27 protein-coding genes are annotated in these 24,279 nt (G+C 60.1%); 11 read left to right on the top strand and 16 right to left on the bottom strand.

Annotation, left to right across the window (positions count from 1 at the left end; genetic code table 11):
- Positions 1 to 11: 11 nt before the first annotated feature.
- The 6 genes from FHS72_RS15255 (at position 12) to FHS72_RS15230 (ending at position 3,649) form a co-directional block, all read left to right on the top strand.
- The gene (locus tag FHS72_RS15255) at positions 12 to 446 is read left to right on the top strand and encodes a copper chaperone PCu(A)C (RefSeq protein ID WP_009824510.1); all 435 of its coding nucleotides are present in this window, start codon (positions 12 to 14) and stop codon (positions 444 to 446) included.
- Between the two features lie 5 nt (positions 447 to 451).
- Positions 452 to 1,012 carry a TlpA family protein disulfide reductase gene (locus tag FHS72_RS15250; protein WP_009824511.1) on the top strand — a complete coding sequence of 187 codons (561 nt, stop codon included), beginning with the start codon at positions 452 to 454 and terminating at the stop codon, positions 1,010 to 1,012.
- A gap of 20 nt (positions 1,013 to 1,032) precedes the next feature.
- Positions 1,033 to 1,533, top strand: coding sequence for a hypothetical protein (locus FHS72_RS15245; protein WP_005613354.1), 501 nt, complete (start codon positions 1,033 to 1,035; stop codon positions 1,531 to 1,533).
- The gene (locus tag FHS72_RS15240) at positions 1,527 to 2,261 is read left to right on the top strand and encodes a cytochrome c biogenesis CcdA family protein (RefSeq protein WP_009824512.1); all 735 of its coding nucleotides are present in this window, start codon (positions 1,527 to 1,529) and stop codon (positions 2,259 to 2,261) included. Before FHS72_RS15245 ends, FHS72_RS15240 begins: the two co-directional genes overlap by 7 nt.
- A 6-nt stretch (positions 2,262 to 2,267) precedes the next feature.
- The gene (locus tag FHS72_RS15235) at positions 2,268 to 2,882 is read left to right on the top strand and encodes a class I SAM-dependent methyltransferase (RefSeq protein WP_074837410.1); all 615 of its coding nucleotides are present in this window, start codon (positions 2,268 to 2,270) and stop codon (positions 2,880 to 2,882) included.
- Positions 2,883 to 2,989: 107 nt separating this feature from the next.
- On the top strand, positions 2,990 to 3,649 hold the full coding sequence (locus tag FHS72_RS15230; protein ID WP_009824414.1) for a cation diffusion facilitator family transporter: 660 nt from the start codon (positions 2,990 to 2,992) through the stop codon (positions 3,647 to 3,649).
- On the opposite strand, the gene FHS72_RS15225 is transcribed toward FHS72_RS15230, so the two are convergent.
- The 5 genes from FHS72_RS15225 to FHS72_RS15205 all read right to left on the bottom strand — a co-directional run bounded on the left by FHS72_RS15225 (position 3,633) and on the right by FHS72_RS15205 (position 8,291).
- A complete protein-coding gene (locus FHS72_RS15225) occupies positions 3,633 to 4,880 on the bottom strand; it encodes a cytochrome P450 (protein ID WP_009824415.1) in 1,248 nt (415 codons plus the stop codon). The genes FHS72_RS15230 and FHS72_RS15225 overlap by 17 nt on opposite strands.
- A gap of 128 nt (positions 4,881 to 5,008) precedes the next feature.
- On the bottom strand, positions 5,009 to 6,382 hold the full coding sequence (locus tag FHS72_RS15220) for a TRAP transporter large permease (protein WP_009824416.1): 1,374 nt from the start codon (positions 6,380 to 6,382) through the stop codon (positions 5,009 to 5,011).
- The gene (locus tag FHS72_RS15215; RefSeq protein ID WP_232279250.1) at positions 6,372 to 6,893 is read right to left on the bottom strand and encodes a TRAP transporter small permease subunit; all 522 of its coding nucleotides are present in this window, start codon (positions 6,891 to 6,893) and stop codon (positions 6,372 to 6,374) included. The genes FHS72_RS15220 and FHS72_RS15215 overlap by 11 nt, the downstream gene beginning before the upstream one ends.
- A 37-nt stretch (positions 6,894 to 6,930) precedes the next feature.
- On the bottom strand, positions 6,931 to 7,440 hold the full coding sequence (gene lspA, locus FHS72_RS15210; protein ID WP_009824417.1) for a signal peptidase II: 510 nt from the start codon (positions 7,438 to 7,440) through the stop codon (positions 6,931 to 6,933).
- A complete protein-coding gene (locus tag FHS72_RS15205; RefSeq protein ID WP_009824418.1) occupies positions 7,437 to 8,291 on the bottom strand; it encodes a cation efflux transmembrane domain-containing protein in 855 nt (284 codons plus the stop codon). Before FHS72_RS15205 ends, lspA (FHS72_RS15210) begins: the two co-directional genes overlap by 4 nt.
- A 56-nt stretch (positions 8,292 to 8,347) precedes the next feature.
- Here FHS72_RS15205 and FHS72_RS15200 point away from each other — a divergent pair, with 56 nt between their 5' ends.
- Both FHS72_RS15200 and FHS72_RS15195 read left to right on the top strand, forming a co-directional pair.
- Positions 8,348 to 8,698, top strand: coding sequence for an ArsR/SmtB family transcription factor (locus tag FHS72_RS15200; RefSeq protein ID WP_005613345.1), 351 nt, complete (start codon positions 8,348 to 8,350; stop codon positions 8,696 to 8,698).
- Positions 8,699 to 9,133: 435 nt separating this feature from the next.
- Complete coding sequence (locus FHS72_RS15195) at positions 9,134 to 9,799, top strand: L,D-transpeptidase (protein WP_005613343.1); 666 nt, start codon at positions 9,134 to 9,136, stop codon at positions 9,797 to 9,799.
- Positions 9,800 to 9,838: 39 nt separating this feature from the next.
- On the opposite strand, the gene FHS72_RS15190 is transcribed toward FHS72_RS15195, so the two are convergent.
- Positions 9,839 to 10,108, bottom strand: a complete 270-nt coding sequence (locus FHS72_RS15190) for a hypothetical protein (protein ID WP_005613342.1) — start codon at positions 10,106 to 10,108, stop codon at positions 9,839 to 9,841.
- 169 nt (positions 10,109 to 10,277) lie between these two features.
- Here FHS72_RS15190 and FHS72_RS15185 point away from each other — a divergent pair, with 169 nt between their 5' ends.
- Together FHS72_RS15185 and FHS72_RS15180 are read left to right on the top strand one after the other, a co-directional pair.
- Entirely contained in the window at positions 10,278 to 12,674 is a 2,397-nt protein-coding gene (locus FHS72_RS15185) for a heavy metal translocating P-type ATPase (protein WP_221235443.1), read from the top strand.
- A 66-nt stretch (positions 12,675 to 12,740) separates the two neighbouring features.
- Positions 12,741 to 13,250: a L,D-transpeptidase family protein gene (locus FHS72_RS15180; protein WP_037953501.1), complete on the top strand. Its 510-nt coding sequence runs from the start codon at positions 12,741 to 12,743 to the stop codon at positions 13,248 to 13,250.
- Positions 13,251 to 13,253: 3 nt separating this feature from the next.
- Here FHS72_RS15180 and phnE read toward each other — a convergent pair whose 3' ends face one another.
- The 4 genes from phnE to FHS72_RS15160 are packed head-to-tail and all read right to left on the bottom strand — an operon-like array spanning position 13,254 to position 17,546.
- Entirely contained in the window at positions 13,254 to 14,012 is a 759-nt protein-coding gene (gene phnE / locus FHS72_RS15175) for a phosphonate ABC transporter, permease protein PhnE (protein ID WP_009824422.1), read from the bottom strand.
- A complete protein-coding gene (locus FHS72_RS15170; RefSeq protein WP_009824423.1) occupies positions 14,012 to 14,794 on the bottom strand; it encodes a phosphonate ABC transporter ATP-binding protein in 783 nt (260 codons plus the stop codon). Before FHS72_RS15170 ends, phnE begins: the two co-directional genes overlap by 1 nt.
- A complete protein-coding gene (locus tag FHS72_RS15165; RefSeq protein ID WP_183530512.1) occupies positions 14,791 to 15,666 on the bottom strand; it encodes a phosphate/phosphite/phosphonate ABC transporter substrate-binding protein in 876 nt (291 codons plus the stop codon). The genes FHS72_RS15170 and FHS72_RS15165 overlap by 4 nt, the downstream gene beginning before the upstream one ends.
- Complete coding sequence (locus FHS72_RS15160; protein WP_074637767.1) at positions 15,666 to 17,546, bottom strand: cytochrome c peroxidase; 1,881 nt, start codon at positions 17,544 to 17,546, stop codon at positions 15,666 to 15,668. Before FHS72_RS15160 ends, FHS72_RS15165 begins: the two co-directional genes overlap by 1 nt.
- A 94-nt stretch (positions 17,547 to 17,640) precedes the next feature.
- On the opposite strand from FHS72_RS15160, the gene mntR reads away from it, so the two are divergent.
- Positions 17,641 to 18,111: a manganese-binding transcriptional regulator MntR gene (gene mntR, locus FHS72_RS15155; protein ID WP_009824427.1), complete on the top strand. Its 471-nt coding sequence runs from the start codon at positions 17,641 to 17,643 to the stop codon at positions 18,109 to 18,111.
- A gap of 239 nt (positions 18,112 to 18,350) precedes the next feature.
- Here the strand turns inward: mntR and FHS72_RS15150 are convergent, their stop codons facing one another.
- The 6 genes from FHS72_RS15150 to FHS72_RS15125 all read right to left on the bottom strand — a co-directional run bounded on the left by FHS72_RS15150 (position 18,351) and on the right by FHS72_RS15125 (position 24,279).
- On the bottom strand, positions 18,351 to 19,343 hold the full coding sequence (locus tag FHS72_RS15150) for a cytochrome c oxidase assembly protein (RefSeq protein WP_009824428.1): 993 nt from the start codon (positions 19,341 to 19,343) through the stop codon (positions 18,351 to 18,353).
- A complete protein-coding gene (locus tag FHS72_RS15145) occupies positions 19,340 to 21,259 on the bottom strand; it encodes a penicillin acylase family protein (RefSeq protein ID WP_009824429.1) in 1,920 nt (639 codons plus the stop codon). Before FHS72_RS15145 ends, FHS72_RS15150 begins: the two co-directional genes overlap by 4 nt.
- Positions 21,260 to 21,283: 24 nt before the next feature.
- Positions 21,284 to 21,451 (bottom strand): hypothetical protein, encoded by a 168-nt coding sequence (locus FHS72_RS15140; RefSeq protein ID WP_005641387.1) that lies wholly within the window; start codon positions 21,449 to 21,451, stop codon positions 21,284 to 21,286.
- Entirely contained in the window at positions 21,451 to 22,953 is a 1,503-nt protein-coding gene (gene lnt, locus FHS72_RS15135; protein ID WP_422802553.1) for an apolipoprotein N-acyltransferase, read from the bottom strand. The genes FHS72_RS15140 and lnt overlap by 1 nt, the downstream gene beginning before the upstream one ends.
- Positions 22,954 to 23,018: 65 nt before the next feature.
- Entirely contained in the window at positions 23,019 to 23,513 is a 495-nt protein-coding gene (gene lspA / locus FHS72_RS15130; protein ID WP_009824431.1) for a signal peptidase II, read from the bottom strand.
- Entirely contained in the window at positions 23,497 to 24,279 is a 783-nt protein-coding gene (locus tag FHS72_RS15125; protein ID WP_009824432.1) for a ZIP family metal transporter, read from the bottom strand. Before FHS72_RS15125 ends, lspA (FHS72_RS15130) begins: the two co-directional genes overlap by 17 nt.

Genomic DNA, 24,279 nt, shown 5'->3' with positions numbered 1-24,279 from the left:
GAACTTGCCAAATGAAAATTACGACACTTGCAACCGCGCTAACTCTCTGGCCATTTTTCGCATCGGCCGATGTAACGATATCGGACGGTTGGGCCCGCGCGAGCATCCTCGCCTCGCGTCCGGCTGCGGCCTATCTCACGCTCACGAGCAATCAAAGTGATCAACTGGTCGCAATCACGACGCCGATCGCTGGAAACGTCACCATTCACGCCGTCGAGACCGGCGGCGATGATGTTAGCCGAATGGTTGAGGTCGTCGCCTTGGACCTGCCCTCCGGAGAACCAGTGACCCTCGCGCCCGGCAGCATGCATCTGATGCTGATGGGCCTGTCGGAAAAACTCGAAGAAGGCACCGATTTGCCATTGATCCTGACATTCGCATCGGGTGCCCGAATGGAAATCAGCGTCCCAGTTCTCGGGCCGGGCGCAATGGGACCGCAGGAGTAACAGTCATGAAAAACATACTCCTGCTGATAGCCCTCGTCGCGGGCCGCCCGGCCTACGCAGATCATCCTGGCGACCGTCTTGACGAGGTGATGGCACAAAAAGAACCTGCTTTCACTGCCGTTGACCTCAACGAATTGCCGACGTTGAATCTGGTCGACGCTGACGGAAAACCGTTGGACTTGGAAAGCCTCTCCGATCAGGTCGTCGTTCTTAGTTTCGTCCCGTCCAACTGCGGGTTGCCCTGTGCTGATCAGCAGGCACTTCTTGAAAAGGTGAGGGGCGGAGTGAATTCATCTCCCATGCTGGACATGGTGACCTTCCTTGTGGTGACCGACGCCAGTGATCCGGTTCCCGGACCGATTGCCGAGAACGTGGTCGTTGCTCGCGCAGAAAAGCCGATGGAGGATCTGGTCGAGCGGTATCGCGCGATTGCGCCTGACCATCCCGAGGCTCCGCTTGTGCATGTTATCGCGCGCGGCAACCGCCATGCCGGGATCTTTGCGGGTTCCGCTTTCGGGCACATTAACATGATCCTGTACGTCAACGGCCTGACAAACGCGCATTAATCGAAGAACGGACCCCCAGCATGACAGCAAACACAGAAACCTTTGAGACAAGCGATACCGGATGGCTGTCCGTCATCCGCCGATACATCGTTTATACCGCCGTCGGTCATCTGATCTGGGAAATGGCACATATCCCGCTCTACACGATCTGGGTCGAAGGCACCTGGGGAGAAATTGCGTTCGCGGTCGTGCACTGCACCGGCGGAGACCTGTTGATCGCCATGAGCACGCTCTTGCTTGCCTTGTTTCTTGTTGGAGGGCACGCATGGCCGTCGGAACGCGCAGGGCGCGTCCTGCTTTTGGCCGTGGCCCTGGGCGTCTCTTACACGATCTTCAGCGAGTGGCTGAACATCGTAATCCGTGCGGCCTGGGCCTATCGCGACATCATGCCGGTGGTCCCCGTCATCGACGCCGGTCTCACGCCGCTGCTGCAATGGATCATCGTTCCGACCCTGGCATATCGGGCTGCCACAAGAGTGCCCTTGCGCAAACTTTTCAGGGGTGAAGGTGATTCATGGTAGATATCTCGCTTCTGGGCCTCACCGCCGCCCTCCTGGCCGGTACAATATCGTTTCTGTCACCCTGCGTGCTGCCTCTTGTGCCAGGTTATGTCTCCTACGTGGCCGGGCGCACAGCCGCTGAAGGCGGGGCGGCTGCAGCTTCGCCGTCGCGCGCGGTCTGGCTGAGCCTCTGCTTCGTTCTCGGCTTCTCCACCATCTTCATGGGGCTTGGCGCATCCGCGACAGCATTGGGTCAGGCCCTTCTTCGGTGGCGGTATGAACTCAACCTCGTTGGGGGCGGCATCATCATTGTCTTCGGGCTTTTCATGATCGGGGCCGCGCGTGTTTCAGTGATGGAACGCGATTTCCGCTTCAATCTCAACATTCCCGGCGGCCAACCTGCCGCGTCCTACGTCCTTGGGCTTGCCTTCGGTTTCGGCTGGACGCCTTGCATCGGCCCGATCCTCGGCGCGATACTGACAGCGAGCGCCGCCAGTGCCACGATGGGCGAAGGCGTTATGCTGCTTGCCGTTTATTCCGCAGGCCTCGGTATACCGTTTCTGATCGTTGCCGGATTCACCGATCAGATTGCGGGACGGTTGCGGGCCATCGGCCGGGTTGGCCGCCGCCTCCACCAGATTGCAGGCGTCGTGATGATCCTTATGGGACTGGCGATGATGACAGGACAGCTGAGCGCGCTGTCATACTGGATGCTCGATGCGTTTCCGGTTCTTGGACGAATAGGATAACAGCTCATGCGGTTCTACGAAAAACACATCCTTCCGGGCCTCACGCATCTCACCATGGGTCAGGAACAGCTTCTTCCCTACCGAAGGCGCGCAGTCTCAGGTGCGAAGGGGCGCGTGCTGGAGATCGGGATCGGCTCGGGCCTGAACCTCGCGCTCTACCCCGACGCCGTGGATCAGATCGTCGGTGTGGACCCTTCACCAGAACTCCTTAATCAGGCCGCGGAGGCTTCTCAGGGCTTGACACCGACAACGGAGATGATCGAGGGCGTGGCCGAAGCATTGCCGCTGGAAGATCGCAGCGTTGACTGCGTGATTGCTACCTGGACGCTCTGCAGCGTGTCGGAACCGGAGAAGGTGCTGGCCGAGATCCAGCGCGTTCTCAAACCTGACGGCGTCTTCCGCTTCGTCGAGCATGGAACAGCGCCGGAACCCAGCGTCCAGCGTTGGCAGCGCTGGCTCACGCCTGCCTGGAAACGTTGTGCCGGAAACTGTCACCTTGACCGCCAGACAGACACTCTGGTCGAACAGAACGGCTTCCGCATGGAGCGGCTCGACACCGGCTACGCGAAAGGTCCGAAACCCTTTGTTTTCATGTATGAGGGGCAAGCTCGCCTTTATTGAGGCAGCTTAGAAGGAGAACAATGTCGGCTTCCAAATGGCGAGATACTGATGACAAGGTAACCAACTCTCGGCGGGAACTTATAGAATATATCAGGGGTTACCGCATCATGAGCAAGCAGAAAAATGATAGACAAACCAATCTGACACGCGGCATCCGCGTCGAGATCGCCAGCCTTGTCTACAATCTGATCGAGGTCGTCGTATCCGTCACCGTTGGACTCCTGACCGGCAGCGCCGCACTAGTGAGTTGGGGTCTCGACAGCACGGTCGAAGCCACCTCAGCCGGGACGCTGATCTGGCGCTTGAAGGCCGAGAAGGACGGTGGCGACAAGCGCACGGTCCTGCATCGCAAGAAGGTCGCGCTCTATGTGGTCGCCTGTGCTTTCTGGATCGTCGTCGCCGCGATCCTCTACGAGGCGGTGTCCGCCTTCATCTCGCAGGAGGCACCGGGCTTCAATTGGTGGGGGATCGCGATCCTGTTTGTCTCTTTAGTGGTCAATCCGCTATTGGCCTGGGGCAAGTATCGCTACGGCAAGCGGCTCGATTCACCCGCCCTGAAATACGATGCCAAGGATACCATGATCTGCGAATACCAGACCGTTGTAGTGTTGGCAGGAATTGGTCTGACACAATGGATGGGCTGGTGGTGGGCCGATCCGGTCGCGGCGCTTCTGATCGTGCCCTACGTCGCGTGGGAGGCGTTCGAGGCCACGAAGGATGCGCGGTCGGTCGATCCGGACGAGGCCGAAGTTACCGCCGACGCCTGACGTTGCGCATGATGAACCGGTTCTCGGGTAGGGGTGGCAGCTCTCCCGTGCCCAGCTCCAAATCCTGATCCTGCACATCGTATTTGACGTCGTTCACAAGATATCTGCAAAACGCCTTCATCTGGCTGATCGCGATCCATTCTCCCGGGCAGCGGTGGTTCGTGTAGTGGTCGCCGCCGCCTTGTGGAATGAAGTCATATTGGTTCTTGGCGCGGTCCCGAAACCGTTCGGGGCGGAACTCAAGCGGCGCATCCCATGAACGCGGATCGGTGTTCGTGCCATAGAGGTCGAGCAGGACCCTGCACCCTTCCGGAAAGCGATACCCTTGCCACTCGAAAGTACTTTTGACTCGTGCCGCCACCGCAGGGAAGAACGGATAGAGGCGGCGAACCTCCTGCACGAAGGGTTCGAGCAGTCCTTCGTCGTTCCGCAGTTTCTCCTGCCATTCCGGATACCGGTGCAAGGCGTGGGCCGTCTGAACAATGAAAACGGACACCGCCACGGTCGGGCGCAAGACGTTCAACAACTCCACGGCGGCGACTTTCGGGGGCAGTATCGCGCCGTCAAGATCACGCCACGTCGCGATGACATGAAGGGCGCTTTCCTGCGTCGGCTGAAGCTCGCCATCGCGGACCTGTTGAATCATCCCCGCTGCCCATTTTTCCAGGCGGTGGCGCGCCAGACGTGCAGCCCAATGTTTCGGGCCGATGGCCCCGGCGTCCTCAAAAAGCGCTGTAAGTTGCGCCGTTCGGGTCGCCACCTCCGCCTCGGGAAGCGGAACCCCACACCAGGCGCAAACGGCTCTCGTGAGCATTTCGCGCACTTTGTCGTAGAAAACGACTTCGTTCCTCGCCTCCCAATCCGGTGCATAATTGTCTAGCATGTGAAGCGACATTCCCTGAAGCGCGGCTATATGCTCGGTCCCCATCAGCGACATGAACATCTTCTTGCGGTGCTGGTGGGCAGCGCCGTCCAATCCCTGAATGCCGCCTTCACCCAACAGGGTCTTCTGTATGCGGCCTGGCATCGAGCCCGCGCGGATCAGCTTATCGTCGGAATAGAATACTTCCGCAGCCGCCGACCCGGTCATGCAGATCGTCTTTTGAAGGAGGATGCGGGTTTCAAACAGATCTGTGTCGAGCGCGCGGCAGGTCTGAGAGATGAATCCATACGGATTTCGCAGCAGGGTGAGTGTGCTGTCAAAGCCCTCTGCGGATGGTATGCTGGACATTCGTTATCCTCCTGTTTGCTTTCCTTTGCTCAGGCCCCGTTCAGCCTTTCTGTTCGCGGTGCGGAAGTGGCCCCGAAAGAGCAGTGCCGCTTCGAAGGAAATCACTGCATCCGCGCTCAAAACATCTGTCACCGCTGGATTAGCTGCGGCGCATCCACATCCCCAAGGGACATTTCAGGCAACCAAGTGATAAGCTGAGGGAACGAGATCAGGGCTGCGATCAATACGATCTCGATGGCGACAAGCGGTACCGCGCCGCGATAGATATCGGAAAGGTTGATACCCTTAGGTGCCGCCATCTTGGCAAAGAATAGGGCATAGCCGAAGGGAGGCGTCAGAAAAGACGTCTGCAAGGCCAGTGCTATCAGGCCAGCGATCCAGATTTGCGCAAAGTAGGCAGAGCCGACGTGATCTGCGAAGTCGAGTTCCGAAAAGATCGGCATCAACACTGGTACAAAGACCAGCAGCACCTCGATCCAGTCAAAAACAAACCCAAGTATGATGATCACGCCAAGGAGGATCGCCAACAGTTCCCACCGGGTGAGATCGAATGCGGATATCCACTCGAAGATGACGTCCGGTCCACCGACCAGGTGGAAACTGAGCGAGAATACCGATGCGCCCAATACGATGAAGAAGACCATCGACGTCATCGTGCTTGTCTGCACCGTGACAGAGTTCAACGATGAGAAAGACAAGCGCTTTCGCGCCAGCGCGACCAATAGCGCGCCAAAAACCCCTACTCCAGCCGCCTCTGTTAGTGTCGCAAAGCCCAGAATGATGCTGAGCGGAATGGATGCGATGACCGCGACAGACGCGAGTACAAACAAGAGGTCTGACACAAGATTGGTCTTGGGTGTGTCCAGCGGGATTTCGACCGTTTTTCTCAAGGTGACCGCAAAGTAGACCGCGAAGGCCATGACCATCAGAAGCACAGGTACGATGAGGGCCACATACATCAATCCGATGCGCAGATAGAACACGTTCGAGATGAAGAATAGCATCACGGCTGGCGGGAACACGACACCCAATGCTCCAGAAGCTGCGACAGCGCCTCCTGCGGTTCGCGGTGCGTAGCCCGACGCCATCATCGGGGCATAGGCCACCAACGCCACAGTTATGACGGAAGCACCGATCACCCCGGCGGCGGGCGCAAGAACGAGGCCGATCAGCAAAGTCGCAATGGCGTAGCGACCGGGAACGCCTGTCAGAAGACGCCCCAGCAAGCGAAACATGGTTTCGGCAATCCCGCTGGCATTCAGGATCAGGCCAAGAAAAATCAACATTGGAACGCTGGTGAATTGGACTGATTCATTGGTCAGTACACCACGGGCCCGCAGGTAGATCAGCCCCAGATGCTGAAAATCAGTGATCCCCACCCAAACCGCAGCGACAAACCCCAAGAAGCCTGTCCCCGCGAGCACCAGCGCCACCGGAAAGCCACTGAAAACCCCAATCGCCATCACGACAAGCATGGCAACCGTGAGGACCTCATTCACCATTGTGCAGGCCACTTGCTTGTTCCGGTGCACCTTGCGCACGTCTCCCTGTCAGAAAGGCGATGTTGCGAAGGGCTACGATCATCCCGGCAAGAGCCAGCAGGATGGGGCCGATGACCCCGGCAATGCGTTGTGCCCACAACTGGGTTTCCGCGTATTTCGTGGTGCGCATCAAACCGTCCCATCCGTAGTAGGTCAGGATGGCGGCGAGCGGCAGAAGGACAAAAAGGCCGCCAATCAGTTCGATCCAAGCAATGCGGCGGGCGGACCAATGTCTGCGAAGAACATCAACGCGCACGTGACCGTCGCGCAGATAGGTATACCCAAAGGTCAAGAAAATTAGGATGAACAGCAGTGACGTGGACAGGTCCGGCAAATAGCTCGACACGCCAAGTTGTAGCTTGCGATCCAGCATCTGAAGCGCGCCATAAGCAGCAATCGAAACAACTGTCAGCCACGCAGTCACGACGCCGATGCCGCGAATGCCACGGTCAATCCAATCCAAAAATCTCAAGCCGAATTCCCTCCCAAAGTTCTTTGCCTGTTAGCTGTTATCCCCCCGTGACATCTCCCTTGCGATTGTCTTGTTCCCGATTTTCCGGCCTGACTTTCGAGGTGCGAAAGCTGTCCCAGAACAGCAATGCTGCCCCACAAAAGATCGCCACGTCAGCCAAGTTGAAGGACGGCCAGTGGTATGACCCGTAATGGAAGTCGAGAAAGTCAGGGACGGCCTGATAGCGCAGACGGTCAAGGATATTGCCAAGCGCGCCTCCGATGATCAGACCGAGCGCCGCACCTGTCAGCCCGTCCGGAGCCTTCCACAGCCAGATCAGCAGCCATGCCACGACCACGGCAGCAAGTGCGACCAGACCCCACCAGGGTACGACCCCGCCGAGCATACCGAAGCTGACCCCATCGTTCAAAACCCGCACGAGGTTGAGAAAGGGCAGAACCTCGACCCCGTTCTCAAGCGCCGGGGAGTTCAGGGCAAGAGCCTTGGTGCCCTGATCAACACCAAACGCGGCGATGGCGCAAAGCCCACCGAGAACGCGGCTGTTCATGCCACCGCCTTCAGATCGGCCCGCGCGTCGCGGATGATCGCCCATGACGAGTGCAGGAACAGTCCGGCGATCCCGAACGCGACGATAAGATCGGGCCAAGCGCTGCCCAGCCAAACCACTAGCCCAGCGGCGATAACGACTGCGGCGTTGCCGATGGCGTCGTTACGCGAGAAAAGCCAGACAGCGCGCATGTTCGCATCGCCCTTGCGGTACCGCAACAACGGCAGCACGGAGATGACATTTATCACAAGAGCAATCAGGCCCAGAATCCCCATCAATGTGGCGTCTGGGGTTGTCGGCTCGAATGCCCTTATGATGGTCGTGCTAAAGACCCCAAGGCCAAGCAGGCCGAGAAAGATGCCCTGGATCAGGGCAGAGCGTGCCCGCCAGAGAAGGCTCCATCCGATGGCAAGAAGCCCCAAGAAAGTGATCGCGCCATCGCCGATGAAATCCAGCGCGTCGGCCTTCACGGCCTGTGACCCGGCGATGAACCCGCCAATCATTTCCAGAACGCCGTAACCGACATTTAGAATCACGACGATCCAGAGCGCGCGGCGGTAGCCCGGGTCCTGATGGGCCGCACTTTGCTGAAGGTCCTCGTCGCTCTCGATGCGGTCGAACCCATATCCCGTTGTCTCAACGGCTTTTTCAATCTCCGGCAGGCTTGCTTCAGGGACTTTCAGAGTCATGATATGGGTCGCCGCTGATACTTTCACTGCGTCGGGCGCGACACCCGCAGACTGCGCCGCCCGCTCGATCTGGGCGGCATCCTTGGCGCAATCCATTCCGGAAACCCGGTAACGGACGGTCGACGTATCTGCTGTCGATCCGGTGCTTTCGGTGTTGGCCATCGGTGCAATACTCCTGCTAAAGTGGATCAAGTTCAAACATATCAGCAAGGAGTGATATGATGCAAGTCTTCGCCGACCGCAATGCTGCGGCCGCTGGCATCGAGCGTAGGGCAAAGCTCTTTCGCGGTCTTGCCGACCCGAGCCGGCTGGCGATACTGGGCGTGCTGTGTGAAGGACCGTTGGTTGTTCACGAGATCGTCAAACGCACAGGGCTATCGCAGCCCAACGTGTCAAATCATTTGCGATGCCTTCTGGATTGCGGACTTGTCGCCAGCGACCGCGATGGGCGCTTCATTCGCTACCGGATCAGCAGTCCGCGCATAGCAGCTCTTTTAAATGATGTAGACGCCCTGCTTGATGTGGTCGCAGAAGGTGTTGGGGCTTGTGACAATTATCGCGAAGCGTGAACGATAATATCCCAATGCACGTCATCACGACCACTTCCGCGTGAGGCAAAATTTTATATGGGGCTTGCTGCCAAACGTGTTGAAAAGACCCATTATTGAAAGCGCTCAATTTAACTGCTCGGCATAGCGAGTTAAGGATCACAATTGAAGCGAAGATCAAGACGAGGCCCGGCATCGTGGCAGTAGCCTGGTTTCACCCCACAGATCGTGACAGCGCTTAGACTGATAAAGAAACGAACGGGCCCGAAGTATTACCGAGATCGTCTGGCATCAAAATTTCTCTTGAACCTCTAGTAGCTTTAGGAGTTAAGCCACCGACATAGAACGGCACCATGGAGCAAGTTGCCAATAACGCCTCACTCTTTCCCGGGCGAACAACACTGCGTTCGGGGTAAGGTTCGGTTTGCCGTCCAATGCGTGAACGGAGCAATCTATATGCTGACAAGACGACACTTCATCCAGACGACTGCCGCATTGTTCTCGGCGTCTATCTCGAGTCCGCTCCTCGCTGACACCTGGCCCACTGAAGCGGAAAAGGCGGCTTGGGATGCACAGATTACACCGCCGGGCTATAACCCAGCCACATCAAACCCGTGGGGCCTGCACCCGCGCTTTCTGCCGCAGCGGGTTATAACTAAAGATGGTCTTGTGGCCGGTGACATCCATGTCGATGCTGTCGCGCGCTATCTTTACCATATCGAGGAAGGCGGCACGGCGATGCGCTATGGCGTAGCGATTGCTCGTGGCAAACTTTATGAGCCAGGCGTCTACACGATCAAGCGCAAGGTCAGGTGGCCGCATTGGCAGCCAACACAGAACATGATTGACCGCGACCCGGAGCTCTACGCCGACATCGCTGACGGTATGGAACCCGGACCTGAGAACGCGCTCGGGTCACGGGCGCTTTATCTCTATGTCGGGGACCGAGACACCTATCTGCGCATCCACGGTACACCACAGCCGCGAAGCATCGGCGGCCGAGCCAGTTCCGGTTGCGTCCGGATGGTCATGGCGCACATAAACGATCTGTATCCGAATGTGGAGATTGGCTCGACGGCGTTCCTATATTCGGCCGAGGACAGCGTGACTCCGCAGAGTTGACCCAAGCCGCGCCGTCAATCCGACGCTTGGACGCGTCAATCAGGATTGGCGCGCGACGCAGATGGGATTGCCGCCTGCCGATCGCAACGGGACCAAGGTCGTTTCCACCGGCCCACTATGGGCATACCAATAGCAATTATCTTCGGGACGTAGCCGTGCCGTGATGAGATCCTGGTCGGGTGCAGCGAGGGCTGCGACAGATTCTGGAACATTGCCGATCCTGAATGGATCGTTGTCTTCCTTAGAAGGCACCGCGCAGCCAGCCAGGGCCAATGTTGCAACCATGATCACCGCATATTTTTGAAGCATATCTATCTCACTCTTTGGCAGGTCAGCCGCGTCCTCAGACTTAGCGGCGCGTTTCAAGGTTCCGCAGGTCTGTGTCCTTATTTGACCAAGTTTCTGTTTTTGCTCTTGAAGCTCTAGTTACTGTAGGGGCTATCTCAATGTGGAATGAACGAATCCCGAGGTCAATCCCATGTCTTCCAATGGCCACCGCCACGACCACAAGCACAGCTCTGACTGCAGTCACGATCATGGTGATGATCACAAACATGCGAGCGTAGTTCCCCACTCTCATGGAAAAGGTGCTGCGTGCTGCGGTGCTGGAGCCAACACGGGACCGGCACAATCCATCCCCTCGAATGGGCGAAGTTTTCAAGTTTCCGGTCTGGATTGTGCCGAAGAGGTGGCAATCCTGAATAGGGTGGTCGGTCCAAAAGTCGGCGGGACTGAGCATCTGGCGTTCGATGTAATCAATGGTCGGATGACGATTATGGATACCGCAGTCGGAATTTCGGAAAACGAGGTTTCGCAACTTGTCGCGAGTACCGGCATGAGCGCAAAACCGTGGGACGCCGACAAGGCAGCAGAGGATCAGGCCGCGCATCTGGCACGTCAGAAGCGCTTTACCTCGTTGAGCGGCGGCTTCTGGGCGGCGGGATTCCTTTTTCACATTGTCGAGACCGGCATGGGCGGCGCGCTCGGGCTCTTTGCGGGGCATGGCGAGGTGCCTATGCCTATGGTGGAAGCAGGGATCTTCGCCGTCGCGATTCTTTTTGGCGTCTGGCTTGTCGCGCCCAAGGCCTGGTCTTCGGCGCGGAGGCTTAGCCCCGACATGAACCTGCTCATGGTGGTGGCCGTCGCGGGCGCCATCGGCCTCGGCGAGTTTTTTGAGGCCGCGACGGTCGCCTTCTTCTTCTCGCTTTCGCTTTATCTTGAGAGCTGGAGCGTGGGGCGGGCGCGTAATGCGGTTTCCGCGCTCCTCGATCTGGCGCCGCCAACGGCGCGGGTTCTTTACGACGACGGATCTGAATCCGACGTTCCGGCCGCGGCCGTGGCAGTCAATGCAAGGTTTATCGTGCGCGGCGGCGACCGGATCCCCCTCGACGGTGAGGTCGTGGACGGGGCAGGGGCCGTCGATCAGGCCCCAATTACTGGGGAAAGCGCGCTAGTGCCCAAGGAACCAGGCGACGAGGTCTATGCCGGCACGATCAACGGCGAGGGCACACTGACGGTGCGGGCGACGAAGGCCGCCTCGGACACGGTGCTCGCGAAAATCATTCGCATGGTGGGCGATGCCCATGCCCGCCGCGCGCCGGTCGAACAGTGGGTGGCCAAGTTCGCGCGCATCTACACACCCATCGTGATGGCTTTGGCGATCGCCATCGCGCTGGTGCCGTCACTGCTGCTCGGCGGCGCCTGGGACTACTGGTTCTACAATGCTCTGGTCCTTCTGGTCATCGCATGTCCTTGCGCGCTGGTCATTTCTACGCCGGTCTCCATCGTGGCAGCGCTGACCGCGTCGGCACGGGCGGGGGTGCTCATCAAGGGCGGCGCCTATGTCGAGGCGCCGGGGCGGACCACGGCACTGGCGATGGACAAGACCGGGACGATCACCATGGGCGAGCCTGAGGTGGCGGCGGTTCACCCACTGGTCGGCGTTTCCGCACGCGATCTCATGGCGCTGGCAGCAAGCCTAGAGGCGCGGTCTTCACACCCGCTGGCACGCGCCATCCTCTCGCGCGCCGAAGCCGATGGTGTTTCCGTGTCTGCCGCAGAGGACACCCGTACCGTGCCCGGGCGCGGTCTGGAAGGACGCGCCGACGGGCGCGCTATCTGGCTCGGCTCGGATCGCTTCGCCGAAGAGAAGGGGTTCGGCAATGCCATTCCGGCGGATCTGCGGGATCGGATCGAAGGGGCAGGGAGCACCCTCGTTGTCGTGGGTGACGAGACCGGCGTGACCGGCGTACTGGAGCTTCGCGACCGCATCCGCCCAGATGCAAAGGGGATCGTTGCGCGTCTGCATGCGCAGGGTGTGAAGACCATCGTGATGTTGACGGGCGACAACGAACGCACCGCGCGCGCGGTGGCAGCCGAAGTCGGCATCGACGAGGTGCGCGCCGAACTTTTGCCAGAAGACAAGGTGACGGCCATTGAGGAACTCGTTGAAAGCCACGACATGGTGGCGATGATCGGCGACGGTGTGAATGACGCACCGGCCATGGCGCGGGCGCATTATGCCATCGCCATGGGCGCTGTCGGATCGGATGCCGCGATCGAGACGGCCGACATCGCGCTGATGACCGACGACATCGGCAAGGTACCCTGGCTTATCGGCCATTCGCGCCGTGCCATGACGATCATCCACCAGAATATCGGCATATCGCTGGCGACCAAGGCGCTGTTCGTCGGGCTGACCGCGTTCGGTGTGGCCTCAATGTGGGGCGCCATTGCTGCGGATGTAGGCGTGTCTCTGCTGGTGGTCGCCAACGCACTTCGGCTCCTGAACGGTCATCAGGTTGAGGCCGGGCCTTCAGGCGGAGAACCGGTGGGCGAGCAGATGGCGAAAGGAGCACTGGCGCACGGTCATTGATCCGGCGGTTTCGGTAGAGTAACGTCTGACATCAACCAGACCTCGCAAAAGGGGCGTCGAGCAGTGATGAATACCAGAATTCCACGGCGGGTCTTGCTGTTGGGCGGATTGGCCACCTTCCTGTCTGGCTGTGCCAGCAAGTTCCGGTCCTACAACGGACCCGAAGTGACCCGGCTGCGTATATACAAGGCGCAGCGGCTGCTGGTTCTTGACGGAACGGATGATGTCTTGCGGACCTATCCCATCGGATTGGGCTTCGCGCCCGAAGGCCACAAGCAGTTCGAAGGAGACGGCCGCACGCCGGAGGGCTCCTATCTGATTGACCGGCGCAACCCGGACAGCCTCTTCCACCTCTCCATCGGCATTTCATTCCCGAACGAGGCCGATATCGCGTTTGCGAAGGCGCAAGGAAAATCGCCGGGCGGCGACATTTTCATCCACGGGGGGCCGCGCAAGGGGATCGACCCGATGAACAAGCGCGACTGGACCGCAGGCTGCATCTCCGTCACAGACCGGCAAATCGAGGATATCTACGCCATGGTCAGGGACGGAACCCCCATCGACATCTATGCCTGATCGTCAGGTGAAGCGACGGCGCAGCGCAACGTTGATGGCTTCGATGGCGATGACCATGACGACGACGGCAATCGTGACGCTGGCCGCCTTATCATACTGGAAAGAGCGCACGTAGGTCTGGATGTAAAAGCCGATCCCGCCCGCGCCGACAATGCCGAGGATCAGCGACTCGCGCAGGTTCAACTCGAACCGGAAAATCGTGTCGCGGGCGACGACCGGCGCCATCTGCGGCCAGATCGCGTATCTGAGCCGCACGAGCGGCCCGGCGCCCGCGCTTTCAAGTGCTGCGATCGGCGCGCGGGACACGCCGTCGATCGCCTCGGCATAGAACTTGGCGAGCATCCCCGTTGCATGAAAGGCGACCGCGATGATGCCGGGCAGCGGCCCGAGCCCGACAGCGCCCACCATGAGCATGGCCACGAGGATCAGCGGAATCGCCCGGATGAAGGCAAGCAGCGTTCGGATCGGCCGAAACACCGCAGGCGATACCATCGTCTCAGACGCAAGAATGCCGAGGGGAACGGACAGGATCACAGCACCGAGGGTGCCGAGGATCGCGATCCTCAGCGTTTCCGCGCTGCCCTTCTTGATCTCGGCCATCACCGTCGGGTCAGGCGGAAACATGCGACCGAGGAAATCGGCGATCCGCGGACCGGCCGACATGAGACGCGACAACTCGACGTCGGTCGTTACGAAGGACCACAGGATCGCGCCGGCGATCAGGGCGCTGGTAACGAACCCGCCAAACCCGCGAAACTGCATCAGGACACCGCCCTGAGGCTGAGACCGGGCAATGGTTCGACCTCGCGGTAGAGCTCCGCCGTCGCATCATCGTTCAACTCGGAGGTCGGTACATCGAAGGCGATCCGCCCATCCCGCATGCCGATGATGCGCTGCGCGAAACGCCGCGCCAGGTCGGGCTGGTGCGAGGAAAACAGCGCCGTTGCGCCGCGCGCTTGCGCCGCCCCGGTCAGCAGCGCCAAGACCTCCCCAGCGCGGGTGGGGTCGAGGTTGCTCACCGGCTCGTCGGCGAGGATCAGCCGTGGCTCCTGCGCGAGACACCGCGCAATGGCCACGCGCTGCCGCTGGCCGCCGCTGAGACTGTCGACCCTGCGTTCGGCAAGATCGGCAATTCCGCAATCGGCAAGTGCCGTGCGCGCAATCTCCAGATCATGTTTGGTCGGTGATCCCAACAGGGCCCGCAGCGGCGACATGCGCCCCAGGCGGCCATTCAGGACGTTGCGCAGAACCGAGGAACGCTCGACCAATGCAAACTCCTGAAACACGAAACCGGTATCCGGACGGCGCGCGCTCGGCGGCGGACGGTCGGGATCGAGCGGCGCACCCAGAACCGATACCCGCCCGCTCCAGCCTTGGAGCCTGCCGTCGAGCAGTGCCAGCAGGGTCGTCTTGCCCGCCCCGGACGGGCCGAGCAAAGCGACGCTCTCACCCGCCGAAACCCGAAACGAGACCCGCTCCAGCGCCGGGAGGTCCGCGCCCGTATGGGCAAAACTCAGGTCGTCTACTTCGACAGCTGTGCTCATCGCAACAGCCCGTATTGCCGTGCCATATCGCGTACGCCGTCATAGGCGGCGCCGTCGGCCCTGACGTACCCATCCGGTCCATAAAAATAGCGCAGCTTGTTGCGGTGCTCCGGCTCGTTGAGCCGCAGCATTGCGTCGACAAAACGGTCCCGCAGAGCGGCATCGAGCCCCGGGCGAGCGATCACCAAATGGCTCGGGATCGGCGCGCTTTCCGCGATCCAGGTTACCGCTGCCTGTTGCTGCGGCGTCAGAAGCAGGTCGGCATACTGGCTGGCGCCTGCGGCATCGACCAGGCCTTCGGCCATCGCCTGCATCGCCTGCTGGTAGCCGCCCGCGAAGAAGACGCGGCCGAAGAATGCTTCCGCCTGTCCGGGGTCTTCGATCAGCCCGGCTTCTACGAATTCGGCGAGCGGGTAGAGATAGCCCGATTCCGAAATCGGATCGGCAAAAGCGATGTCGCGCCCGCGCAGGTCTGCGAGCGCGCCGATGCCGCTGTCGCGCCGCACGAAGATGCGGCCCGTATAACTCGGCGCGTCGCGGTAGACCTCGGACAGGAGCGGCACGGCACCGATCTCGGCCTCGGCCAGAACGAAGGGCAGGGCGCCCATGAAGGAGATATCCGCGTCGCCGTTGCGCAGCGCCTCGACCGCCGCTGCATGGTCGATGGTGACGAACCCCTCGACGGGGACGCCGATCTCCTCTGCCAGCCATCCGGTGATGGCCTCGATGTCCCCCAGAAGCTTGTCGGGGTTCTCTTGCGGGATGAAGGCAAGCCGCAGGGTTACGTCTTGCGCGGCGAGAGGTGTCGCCAGCGACACCGCGCCCGCGCCGACCAAGGTCAGTATCGTTCTACGGGTCAGATGGACCGGCATCAGAATGCCCTCTCTTCGATTGCGTCGGCTTCGGACTTGAACGCGGTCCAGCTTGCTTCAGCGGCCTCCCAGTCTTCCACGCGGACGGCGGCGCCGACCGCGGCCAGCCGCTCGGCCAGCGCATAGACCTCGGGCCGGGCGGGGAGGTTCGACATGGTGCTGGCGTCGGCCGAAAGGTCCGCAGCCACGGTGTCGGTCAGCAGCAGGATATGCTCTGCGTCCCGCCGCGGCAGTAGCGTATCGATTGTCGAGGCGAAGGTCGTCAGTTCGGCGAATGCCAGCCGGAAAGCGGTGTTCTCGGTGTCGAAGGCTTCATAGGGCTCGTCTGCCGCGCCAACGGTCTCGAGATAGGCGGTTAGGTCGGCGCGGTCTTCCTCGGTAAGCCCAAGCGATTTCGTCTCGTCGAACCAGTCCACGACGGCGGCCAACGTCGGCAATGACCCGTCGTGGAAATAGGGGGCGGTATAGGCCGTGCCGAGCAGCGTGGGCGTGTCCAGCGCACCGGCGCGGGCCCCCTCGTAGCCCGGCGCGACTGAGCCGATGTCGTGGGCCTGCCGGTCGAGGAAGTTCGCGTCTGGCACGTGGCAACTGGCGCAGGACCGATCGCCGAGCCGGGCGAAGGGCGTATTGAAGATCTCCTCGCCGCGCCGGGCGGCCTCTTGGGTCGTATCGGTCAGACGGCCATCAGTCGTCAGCATGGAATTCGGCAGGAAGTCGAATTCGAGCATGTAGGCGACGAGAGCGTCCAGCATGAAGGGCGTCGGTTCCTTCCCGCCGAACTCGTTGACGACCACGTTGCGGGTAAAATCGCGCAAGGAGGCGAAGCGGCCATCGCGGCCGTAGGGACCGGTAAAACGCAGGCCGCGCAGGCTGGGAATGTCGAGCGGGTCGTCGCGCCTGTCATTGAAGATCGGGTTGAAAAAGGCGCCGTCCACGTCGATCGCGCCCAGTTGGTGGCTGGCGCCGGGGATGAAGAGCCGCTGGTTGACGTCCGAGCGGTTGTGACAGGTCGAGCAGGCGATCCCGAGATCCTGCGCCGGGCTTCCAAAGAGTTGCGCGCTGTCGAACAGCATGTCGCCGTAGGCAACAAGCGGCAGATCGGTCTCGTCGATGCCCTGTTCCTCGAAGTTGAGCACGAGCAGCGGCAGCGGGTCCTGATCGAAGATGTCGGACCCAGGCGGCAGGCTTGGCGGTACCTCGATGACCTTTCCGCTGAGCACAGCTGTCTCCGGCAGGGCGCTCAGCGTCCGGCGCGGAGCGAAACTGTCCAGGAGGTAGTTCTCCGCAAGATAGCCGGAGATGACTGCACGGGCGGCTTCCATCGTGTCGCGATCCGCAGATGTGGCGCCAGCGCCGAGAACACCAACGGAACCTGTGCTGCTGTTGAGCTCCAGCCAGGCGAGGCCGATGCGTCTTGCAGCTTCGGGATCGGCCGCCGCGATACCATCCTCAAACGCACGGTAGAGTTCGCGTGCCGTCTGCACCGCCAGCTGTGCTGTCGCCGATTCTTCGGCCGCGAGAGCACGGTCCAAATTCTCCTCAATCCTGAGCGCTACAAGCCGCGTCGCCTCGGCGAAGACCGCCTGCAGGTCTTCGCGCATTATAGCGTCCAGGAGACCGTCGGGCTCGATATCGCTTTTGCGGTCCAGCCACGCCAGCGCCCCGACAGAGAATTCCGAACCCCGGTAGGGTTCCGTCCAGGCGGTCTCGATGTCGTCCCAGGGTAGAGGCTCGAGATTTCCAAGAAAGAGCGTCAGACGGTAGGCCGCTGCCTCGGGAAGCCAAGGTGCCTCCTTGGCCGGCGTCGCGGCGACAGGTCCGGACAGGACGAGCGCACTTGCGAGTGCGGCAATGAACGCTCCAAGGAATTTCTGAATCACCGTGGTCTCCCAATTTAAAAGTTAGCCATGGCTAACTTATCTACCCGAAGCAAACAAGTTGTCAATCCCGCTGTTTTGCTGCAAAGTCCCGAGTATGACAAAGCTACAATCACAAGGGCGTGAGCCATTCGAAGCGGTCGACCGGGCTCCCGAGGCGCAGGCTGAGGGCTTTGCGACCGTGCGTCAGGCACATGAAAGCGAGATGGCGGAGGATTATGTGGAACTGATCGCAGAGCTGATCGAGTTGCGGGGGGAGGCTAGGCCGGTCGAAATCGCCGAGCGGCTTGGCGTGAAATCTCCAACAGTGACCAAGAACATCTCCCGACTCAAGGCTGCTGGTTTGGTGCGGCGGGAACCTTACCGCGCGATATTCCTCACGGATGCCGGTCGGGAGTTGGCCGAGGCCTGCCGTCGGCGGCACAGGATCGTCGTCGCGTTTCTCCTCAGCCTGGGAATCGACGAAGAGACTGCGGAACGCGATGCGGAGGGGATCGAGCATCACGTCAGCACGACCACGCTGGAGGCCTTCAAGCACGCCCTCCAGAAGTTTCAGAGCGGCAAGTAGCGCAGCATCGAGTTCTCTCGAAATTCAGCAAGGCGAGACTCAGGAGGCTGCAGCGTCAGCAGTCATACGTTGGCGGGGTAGCATTTGAGTCAATGCTCAACTCTGGTCCAACCCATCGCGTCCTCTGAGTTTGGCCAGCACGAAATAGTGCGCCCAATATTCCTACCTGCGCCGACCATGCAGCGAAAATGCCGGTCGCGTGAAAAGAGGTAGGCGCAACCCTTGAGTGGGTCCTCTGTTCAAAGCGCATAGACAATTGTCACCACCGTTGTGATGACGATCAAGAACATGACCAAGGCACCTATGGCGAGCGTCCGGCCCATGTCGCGGTTTGGCTCGGCCACTTTCAGACGCAATTCTTCGGCCGTTTCCGGAAACTCGAGCGCCGCGGAGTTCGAGCCTCGCACCAACTCGTATCGTGAATTCCAGCGACGCACCTCGGCCGCGTTCCACCCGTTCAAGACCAGAATGATCGCGGCGATCATCAGCATCGAGGACGGGACCCAGATCGTGTAGCCACCCATGGTTTCGTCTGACAGGGGATCGAGCAACCCGGTTGCCGCCGTCTGGTAGGAGGCATAGAGGCTCACCTCTTTGAGTGTCGTCAAGGAACCCAGAAAAATGTTTGAAACGATCACCGCAAAACTGGAGATCAGCCTTGCGCCGCGCCTCGCGCCCTCAGGGGGATCTCTCGGGTCGAAGAGCATGCCAAAATACCAGATCCCAGCCAGCACCATCGCAAAGTGCGCGCACATCTCGATCACCGCGATGCGCTGCGCAAGTCCGTAGAGGACCGGAAACTGCCAGACGAAGAGCGCCGCGATGAGCAAGGCAGTCGCGGTTACCGGATGTGCCATGAACCGCACAACAAAAGATTTCCCAAGCGCGCCGAGGTATCGACGCCACCGTCTGTTCAAACCGACTTGCAGGAATCGCCACGGCTGCGAGACCGCGATGAGCAGTGGTCCTGCAAGGCGGAGGAGAAGATGTTCTACCTGGTGCACCGAGAAGAGGCTGTGCCCCAACGAAGCCAGAGGCGCATTCGTGGCCGCGAGAATGCAGGTCAAGCCAACGAAAAACAGGGCCGGCCGCCAAATAGAAACCGCCCCGCGAATTCGAGCGGATCGCGTGAGGCCGCGCATGTAGAACCAGCCCGCCAAGCTGACGGAAACAACCGACACTGGCGAAATCGCATATCCAAACGGGTCGAAAAGGAAGAAGTAAGTGATCATCGGCTCATGTCACCTTGTATTGTCAGCTTGTCGAAGGATACCGGTGAAAGTCGGGATGTTCCCACTGCGCCACCCCGAGCCAATGACAGATCATTGGACATCGCGAGATATTTGCCCTGCATCCACATTGGAAACAGGTTCTCATAGAAACGCGAGAGCGGGTGGCCGGACTGACCGGCGGGGGCGATGAAATAGGAACCGGCTTCTTCCGAAAACGACATGACCGCCTGAAAATTTGTGCCCGCGCTGGTCGCGAACGGGAGGTCATCGTCAGAAGCAAACAATGTTGCAATCAGTGTGTCGGGAGCGCCCGAAGATGGGGCTTCGAGAGACAGCAGATCGCTGATGATCCCGCTCGATCGGATTGACGCCCATCTCATATTCAAAGCGTGTGCTTCGCCCCAGACCCAAGCGGACGGATCGGGTCCGTTGCGGTCGACAAGCCAGCCGATGGCATCATCCAGGGCCGCACGAACCTGATCCTGGCAGGTCTCGATGCGGGTGGACGGGCGGATGTCGCACCAGATTGCGCTTCCTCCCCGATCTGAAAGCACCGCAAATAGGACATCGGCATTTAGCATGGCCCAGACCTTCGTCGCGGATGGAAATTCATCCTGAAGTATCCGTTTTTGCAACGCGCGCGCCCAGGCCCAGAACACGAGCGGCTCCGGTGAAAAGCGATCCATGTCGCCATTCCATTGGGCAAGTTGATTCAGAATAACGCCGCGAAGCTTATCTGCGCGGTTTTCTTCGAGAGCACCTGTGGAACCCACGAACCAGAGCTCTCTTGCCATTAGAGGAAGAAGCGCCCGCGCGGCAGCGCTGACCGTGTCGCGCTGCACCGCAATCGCGCCCTCGACCGAGAATATCGGCTGCCGCTCATCAAGAGCAGCCAGACGGGCGTCTCGAAACGATAAAAGGGTTTCGACCTCCCTGTCAGGCCAGCGAGCAAGGGTATCTCGGTCGATCGCAAGAATCTCCAATCCGGCTGGTGCCAGGTTCATGCTTGCGTCCATGGCATCGTTCACATCGGCGGACCGCACCACACGGTCAAGCATCACCAGAAAATTTCCGGCCTTCGCAGCGGTGGGACTCACTGGCTCTTTCAGGGCATTCAGTGACAGAGATCGGAACGCCCAAGCGACGCGTTCGCTGCGACCAACGACAATGAAGGGCACACCCGGCATTGTAGCCCCAATCGCGGCTCCGGTCGGGAGTTGAATATCCGCCAGGTACCATTCAGAAGGCAGCGATAAGGGGCCACGTATATCGGCGGTGAGAATTGGTGCTCCCATAGCTGTTCTGTCTCCAGGCAACGCCCAAGCATCGAGGCTGACCTTGGGCGAGGTCATAAACAGCTCGGGCAAAAAAGGTCGGTCTGACAAGCCGGACAGGTCACTCTGGCGACTCTCGGGTTGAAGATCGTTCAGAAACGCTTGAGCAAGTCTGAGACTATCGACGGGTCTCCAGGCTGCGATCATTCTCTCATCCGCGATCAACAGATCGGGTGAGCCTCTGCCGCGCCCGCCTTCGGATACCAGACCAAGCCACGCGTTGACACCTGCGGCATATGCGTCGAGCGCCTGGGCTGTCGAAGGCTCGACTTCGAACGTCTGGTCAAGTGGCAACAAGGCTTGCGCTGCCCGCCTTGCCCGCAATAACTGGCCAAGCCTGTCCTGAGCGTGAACGAAACCAAGCGCGAAATAGGCATCCGCAGCAGAGTCTGCAGAAATGTGCGGTATGGCCGCAGCATCTCGCAGAATATCGACTGGTCCTCCGATTCCCGCAACTCTGAAGTCCTCGTCATAGTCGGGGACGGAGGCGCGCAAAAGAAAGTAGACGACACCGGATACGGCCAGTCCTGATGCAAAAACCGCCAAGAGTAAGTACAGTAATATGTTGAACAGTCGTTTCAATTCGTTGCCGGTGCCAAAGCAATCTCAAGACGTGATGCGCAAGAGGATCACCGAGGCGAAAAAAGCGAGTAGGCCGAAAGCAATACCGAAGCCTGTCGCGTACTGAAGTATATCCAGGCGGTTCCCTTTCCGCCGTTGCGCCAGATAGCCACCCCAGAGCGCCCCTCCGACAAAGCCTGCGAGCACCAGCATCACGAGTCCTCCGATTTTGATTTTTCTGAATTGAAACGTCGTCCGGCCAATCCGACGGTAAAGGCTAGGGCCCAGACCGCACAGATGAGCGCCAGCAATGTCCAATCACCGAAACGAGCGTAAGGTGTGGGCGCAAGCGCTGTCGGCAGGCTGGCATCTATGACACCAGTTTGTCCGGTCTCGAGGCGCGCGATGATCTCTCCCTTGGCGTCGATGACCGCGGAAATCCCGGTGTTGGCCGCCCGGACCACAGGAAGCCCTTCTTCAACCGCGCGCATGCGCGCGGAGGCGAGGTGCTGCTCGGGGCCGATGGTGGTACCGAACCAGGCATCATTTGTTGCATTGAAAATCCAGTCGGGGCGAAAAAGGTCATCGACTACTTGGCCCGGAAAAATGATTTCGTAACAGATCGCCACCGCGACCAGAGGCGCACCCGGGATCGCCAGCGTGCGTGGCCCTGATCCTGGCGTGAAATCGCCCAAACCTTCGGTCAGTCGTTCAATGGGCAGCCAGCCTTTCAGGGGCACATATTCCCCGAACGGAACAAGATGATGTTTTGCATATCCCGTCAGAACCTCGCCGCTGCTGTCATAGGCCTGAACCGTGTTGAAATATCTGGTTCCCCCATCGCCCTCCACTCGGTCAGGCGCACCTGTCAGTAGGATCCTGCCGTCTGGCAAAGCTGCAGATATCCGCGCGCGTGCCGCAGCATCTTCGTCCAGAAAACCGGGAAAGGCCGTTTCCGGCCAAAGCAGCACATCGAAACGTCCGGGTTGCGCGGACAAGCCCAGGTATTTTTCCAAGGTTCGCTCGCGGCTGCCCGGTGCCCACTTCTCGACTTGTGGCACATTGCCTTGGACGATGCGCAAGGCAACGTCTGTCGGCGGCACGTCCTGCCCTGACCGAAGCGCACCGCCAACCCAGAGACCCGTCACAGCAACGGCGAAGAGCACGAGAACAGGCGCGCGTCTCTTTGGCGCCGCCACAGTCAACACACCTGGCAATATGCCGATGAAGACCGTGAGAAAGCCCAAACCGTAGCTTCCGACCCAAGCGGCGGGTTGGCGCAGGGCGGCATAGTCGACAAGGGCATAAGCGGCAAGGTTCCAGGGAAACCCCGTCAGGATATGACCCCGCAGCCATTCCGTGACCGCCCAGCAGGTTGCAAAAAGAAGGTTCGCCGCAATGCCGCCGAAAGCTCGGCGCTGCATGATGGTGGCAAAAAGCATCGCCGCCATGCCCGGGAAGATGGCAAGTCCGGCGGACAGACCCGCGACCGCCGGGATCGCCAGTGCGCCGAAACGTTCGGCATCGACGTAAAAGCTCTCGGCGATCCAGGAAATTCCAATCCCGAACTGGCCCATTCCGAAGACCCAGCCGATGAAGAAGGCAGGCACTGTCGAAACCTGCCGGAGCACGAGAAAGAGTGCTGAGAAGGCGACTGGAACAACGATGAGCCATGAGAACGGTGGAAGGGCTAAAACCGTTAAACCGCCCGCCATAAAGCTAATCCCTGATCGCAGGGGAATGTAACGGCCACGACCCGTCAGTGGTCGCAAGCCCGCCATCATGTGCCAGCCTGAAACTTGGCGCTCAACCAAGGGGCTATGAGGAGTAGGCCCACGCCGCCAACCACGAAAACATCCGCCATGTTGAAGGCGGGCCAATGTGTGGATCCGGCATGGAAATCGAGGAAGTCCGTCACACCTCGAAACCGGATGCGATCGAGGACGTTGCCGAGCGCGCCACCGATAATCGCGCCATAGGCGATAGCCTCAACCGGGTTGGCAGTGCGTACCAACATGACTGTTAACCAGCCGCAGACAGCTAGGGCCAACGCCGTAAGGCTCCACCATGGCGCTCCACCAAGCAGTCCGAACGTCACGCCATCGTTGCGCAGATAGATAAGATTGAAACCGGGAAAGACCGGAATTCCAGCGCTCAAATCTGCCGCGTTGGCGACGACAATTGCTTTTGTCACCTGATCGACAAGAAAAGCAACTCCAGCCGCTATGAAACCTTGGAAATGGCTCAGTTTCATCTCATCATCCCAGCCATACATCGAGGAACAACATGATCACGAGGCCGACTGCGAGACCGAGTGTCGCCCTGTTTTGATGGCCGGAACGGTGGGTTTCGGGAATGATTTCGTGGCTGATGACGTAGAGCATCGCCCCGGCGGCGAAGGCGAGGCCCCATGGCAACAGCGGCTGCGAGATGCTGATGATCCCAGCCCCAAGAAGCCCGCCTAACGGCTCGACAAGACCTGTCAGGGCGGCAATGCCCCACGCACGGCGCCTGGAATATCCTTCACCAAGCAATGAGACCGCTACGGCGAGACCCTCGGGAGCGTTTTGCAGCCCAATGCCAATCGCAAGTGGCAAGCCACCAGAAAGACCGTCAGCCCCGAACCCGACACCAACGGCGAGTCCTTCGGGGAAATTGTGGATCGTGATCGCAATGATGAAGAGCCAGACGCGGCGCAGCGAAGCAGAGTCTGGGCCTTCCCGCCCCGTCTTGAAATGCTCATGCGGCAGCCGTTCGTTCGTCAGAGCGACCGCGCCCATGCCAAGTAGGATCGCAACACAAACGATGGCCGCCGGGAGAGCACCGTTGTCGAACTGTCCTTCAGCTGCTTCGAGAGCCGGGATGATCAGCGAGAAGAACGAAGCCGCGAGCATGACACCCGCCGCGAAGCCAAGCAGCAGATCGCGCGAGGCCCGGGACGGGATGCGCCCAAAAAGAACGGGGACCGCCCCGACCGCGGTCAGCGATCCGGCGGCCAGGCTTCCAAGAAAGCCAAGCGCTATGGGGTAGAGGGGTTCCAA

Origin of the sequence: Yoonia ponticola, assembly GCF_014199395.1 — a bacterium.
GTDB classification, from domain to species: Bacteria; Pseudomonadota; Alphaproteobacteria; order Rhodobacterales; family Rhodobacteraceae; genus Yoonia; species Yoonia ponticola.
Note: the sequence above shows the minus strand (reverse complement) of the source record. Positions and strands in the feature narration are given on the sequence as shown.

Bases quoted from the DNA above. Each gene is read 5' to 3' on its own strand.
- FHS72_RS15255 (WP_009824510.1), top strand. From the start codon at position 12: ATGAAAATTACGACACTTGCAACCGCGCTAACTCTCTGGCCATTTTTC.
- FHS72_RS15165 (WP_183530512.1), bottom strand. From the start codon at position 15,666: ATGCCGGTCCATCTGACCCGTAGAACGATACTGACCTTGGTCGGCGCG.
- mntR (WP_009824427.1), top strand. From the start codon at position 17,641: ATGACAAAGCTACAATCACAAGGGCGTGAGCCATTCGAAGCGGTCGAC.
- lnt (WP_422802553.1), bottom strand. From the start codon at position 22,953: ATGGCGGGCGGTTTAACGGTTTTAGCCCTTCCACCGTTCTCATGGCTC.
- FHS72_RS15205 (WP_009824418.1), bottom strand. From the start codon at position 8,291: ATGGCCAACACCGAAAGCACCGGATCGACAGCAGATACGTCGACCGTC.
- FHS72_RS15200 (WP_005613345.1), top strand. From the start codon at position 8,348: ATGATGCAAGTCTTCGCCGACCGCAATGCTGCGGCCGCTGGCATCGAG.
- phnE (WP_009824422.1), bottom strand. From the start codon at position 14,012: ATGCAGTTTCGCGGGTTTGGCGGGTTCGTTACCAGCGCCCTGATCGCC.
- FHS72_RS15225 (WP_009824415.1), bottom strand. From the start codon at position 4,880: ATGTCCAGCATACCATCCGCAGAGGGCTTTGACAGCACACTCACCCTG.
- lspA (WP_009824417.1), bottom strand. From the start codon at position 7,440: ATGAACAGCCGCGTTCTCGGTGGGCTTTGCGCCATCGCCGCGTTTGGT.
- FHS72_RS15140 (WP_005641387.1), bottom strand. From the start codon at position 21,451: ATGCTGGTGCTCGCAGGCTTTGTCGGAGGGGCGCTCTGGGGTGGCTAT.
- FHS72_RS15195 (WP_005613343.1), top strand. From the start codon at position 9,134: ATGCTGACAAGACGACACTTCATCCAGACGACTGCCGCATTGTTCTCG.
- FHS72_RS15220 (WP_009824416.1), bottom strand. From the start codon at position 6,382: ATGGTGAATGAGGTCCTCACGGTTGCCATGCTTGTCGTGATGGCGATT.
- FHS72_RS15150 (WP_009824428.1), bottom strand. From the start codon at position 19,343: ATGATCACTTACTTCTTCCTTTTCGACCCGTTTGGATATGCGATTTCG.
- FHS72_RS15235 (WP_074837410.1), top strand. From the start codon at position 2,268: ATGCGGTTCTACGAAAAACACATCCTTCCGGGCCTCACGCATCTCACC.
- lspA (WP_009824431.1), bottom strand. From the start codon at position 23,513: ATGTATGGCTGGGATGATGAGATGAAACTGAGCCATTTCCAAGGTTTC.
- FHS72_RS15185 (WP_221235443.1), top strand. From the start codon at position 10,278: ATGTCTTCCAATGGCCACCGCCACGACCACAAGCACAGCTCTGACTGC.
- FHS72_RS15230 (WP_009824414.1), top strand. From the start codon at position 2,990: ATGAGCAAGCAGAAAAATGATAGACAAACCAATCTGACACGCGGCATC.
- FHS72_RS15180 (WP_037953501.1), top strand. From the start codon at position 12,741: ATGAATACCAGAATTCCACGGCGGGTCTTGCTGTTGGGCGGATTGGCC.
- FHS72_RS15245 (WP_005613354.1), top strand. From the start codon at position 1,033: ATGACAGCAAACACAGAAACCTTTGAGACAAGCGATACCGGATGGCTG.
- FHS72_RS15240 (WP_009824512.1), top strand. From the start codon at position 1,527: ATGGTAGATATCTCGCTTCTGGGCCTCACCGCCGCCCTCCTGGCCGGT.
- FHS72_RS15170 (WP_009824423.1), bottom strand. From the start codon at position 14,794: ATGAGCACAGCTGTCGAAGTAGACGACCTGAGTTTTGCCCATACGGGC.
- FHS72_RS15250 (WP_009824511.1), top strand. From the start codon at position 452: ATGAAAAACATACTCCTGCTGATAGCCCTCGTCGCGGGCCGCCCGGCC.
- FHS72_RS15190 (WP_005613342.1), bottom strand. From the start codon at position 10,108: ATGCTTCAAAAATATGCGGTGATCATGGTTGCAACATTGGCCCTGGCT.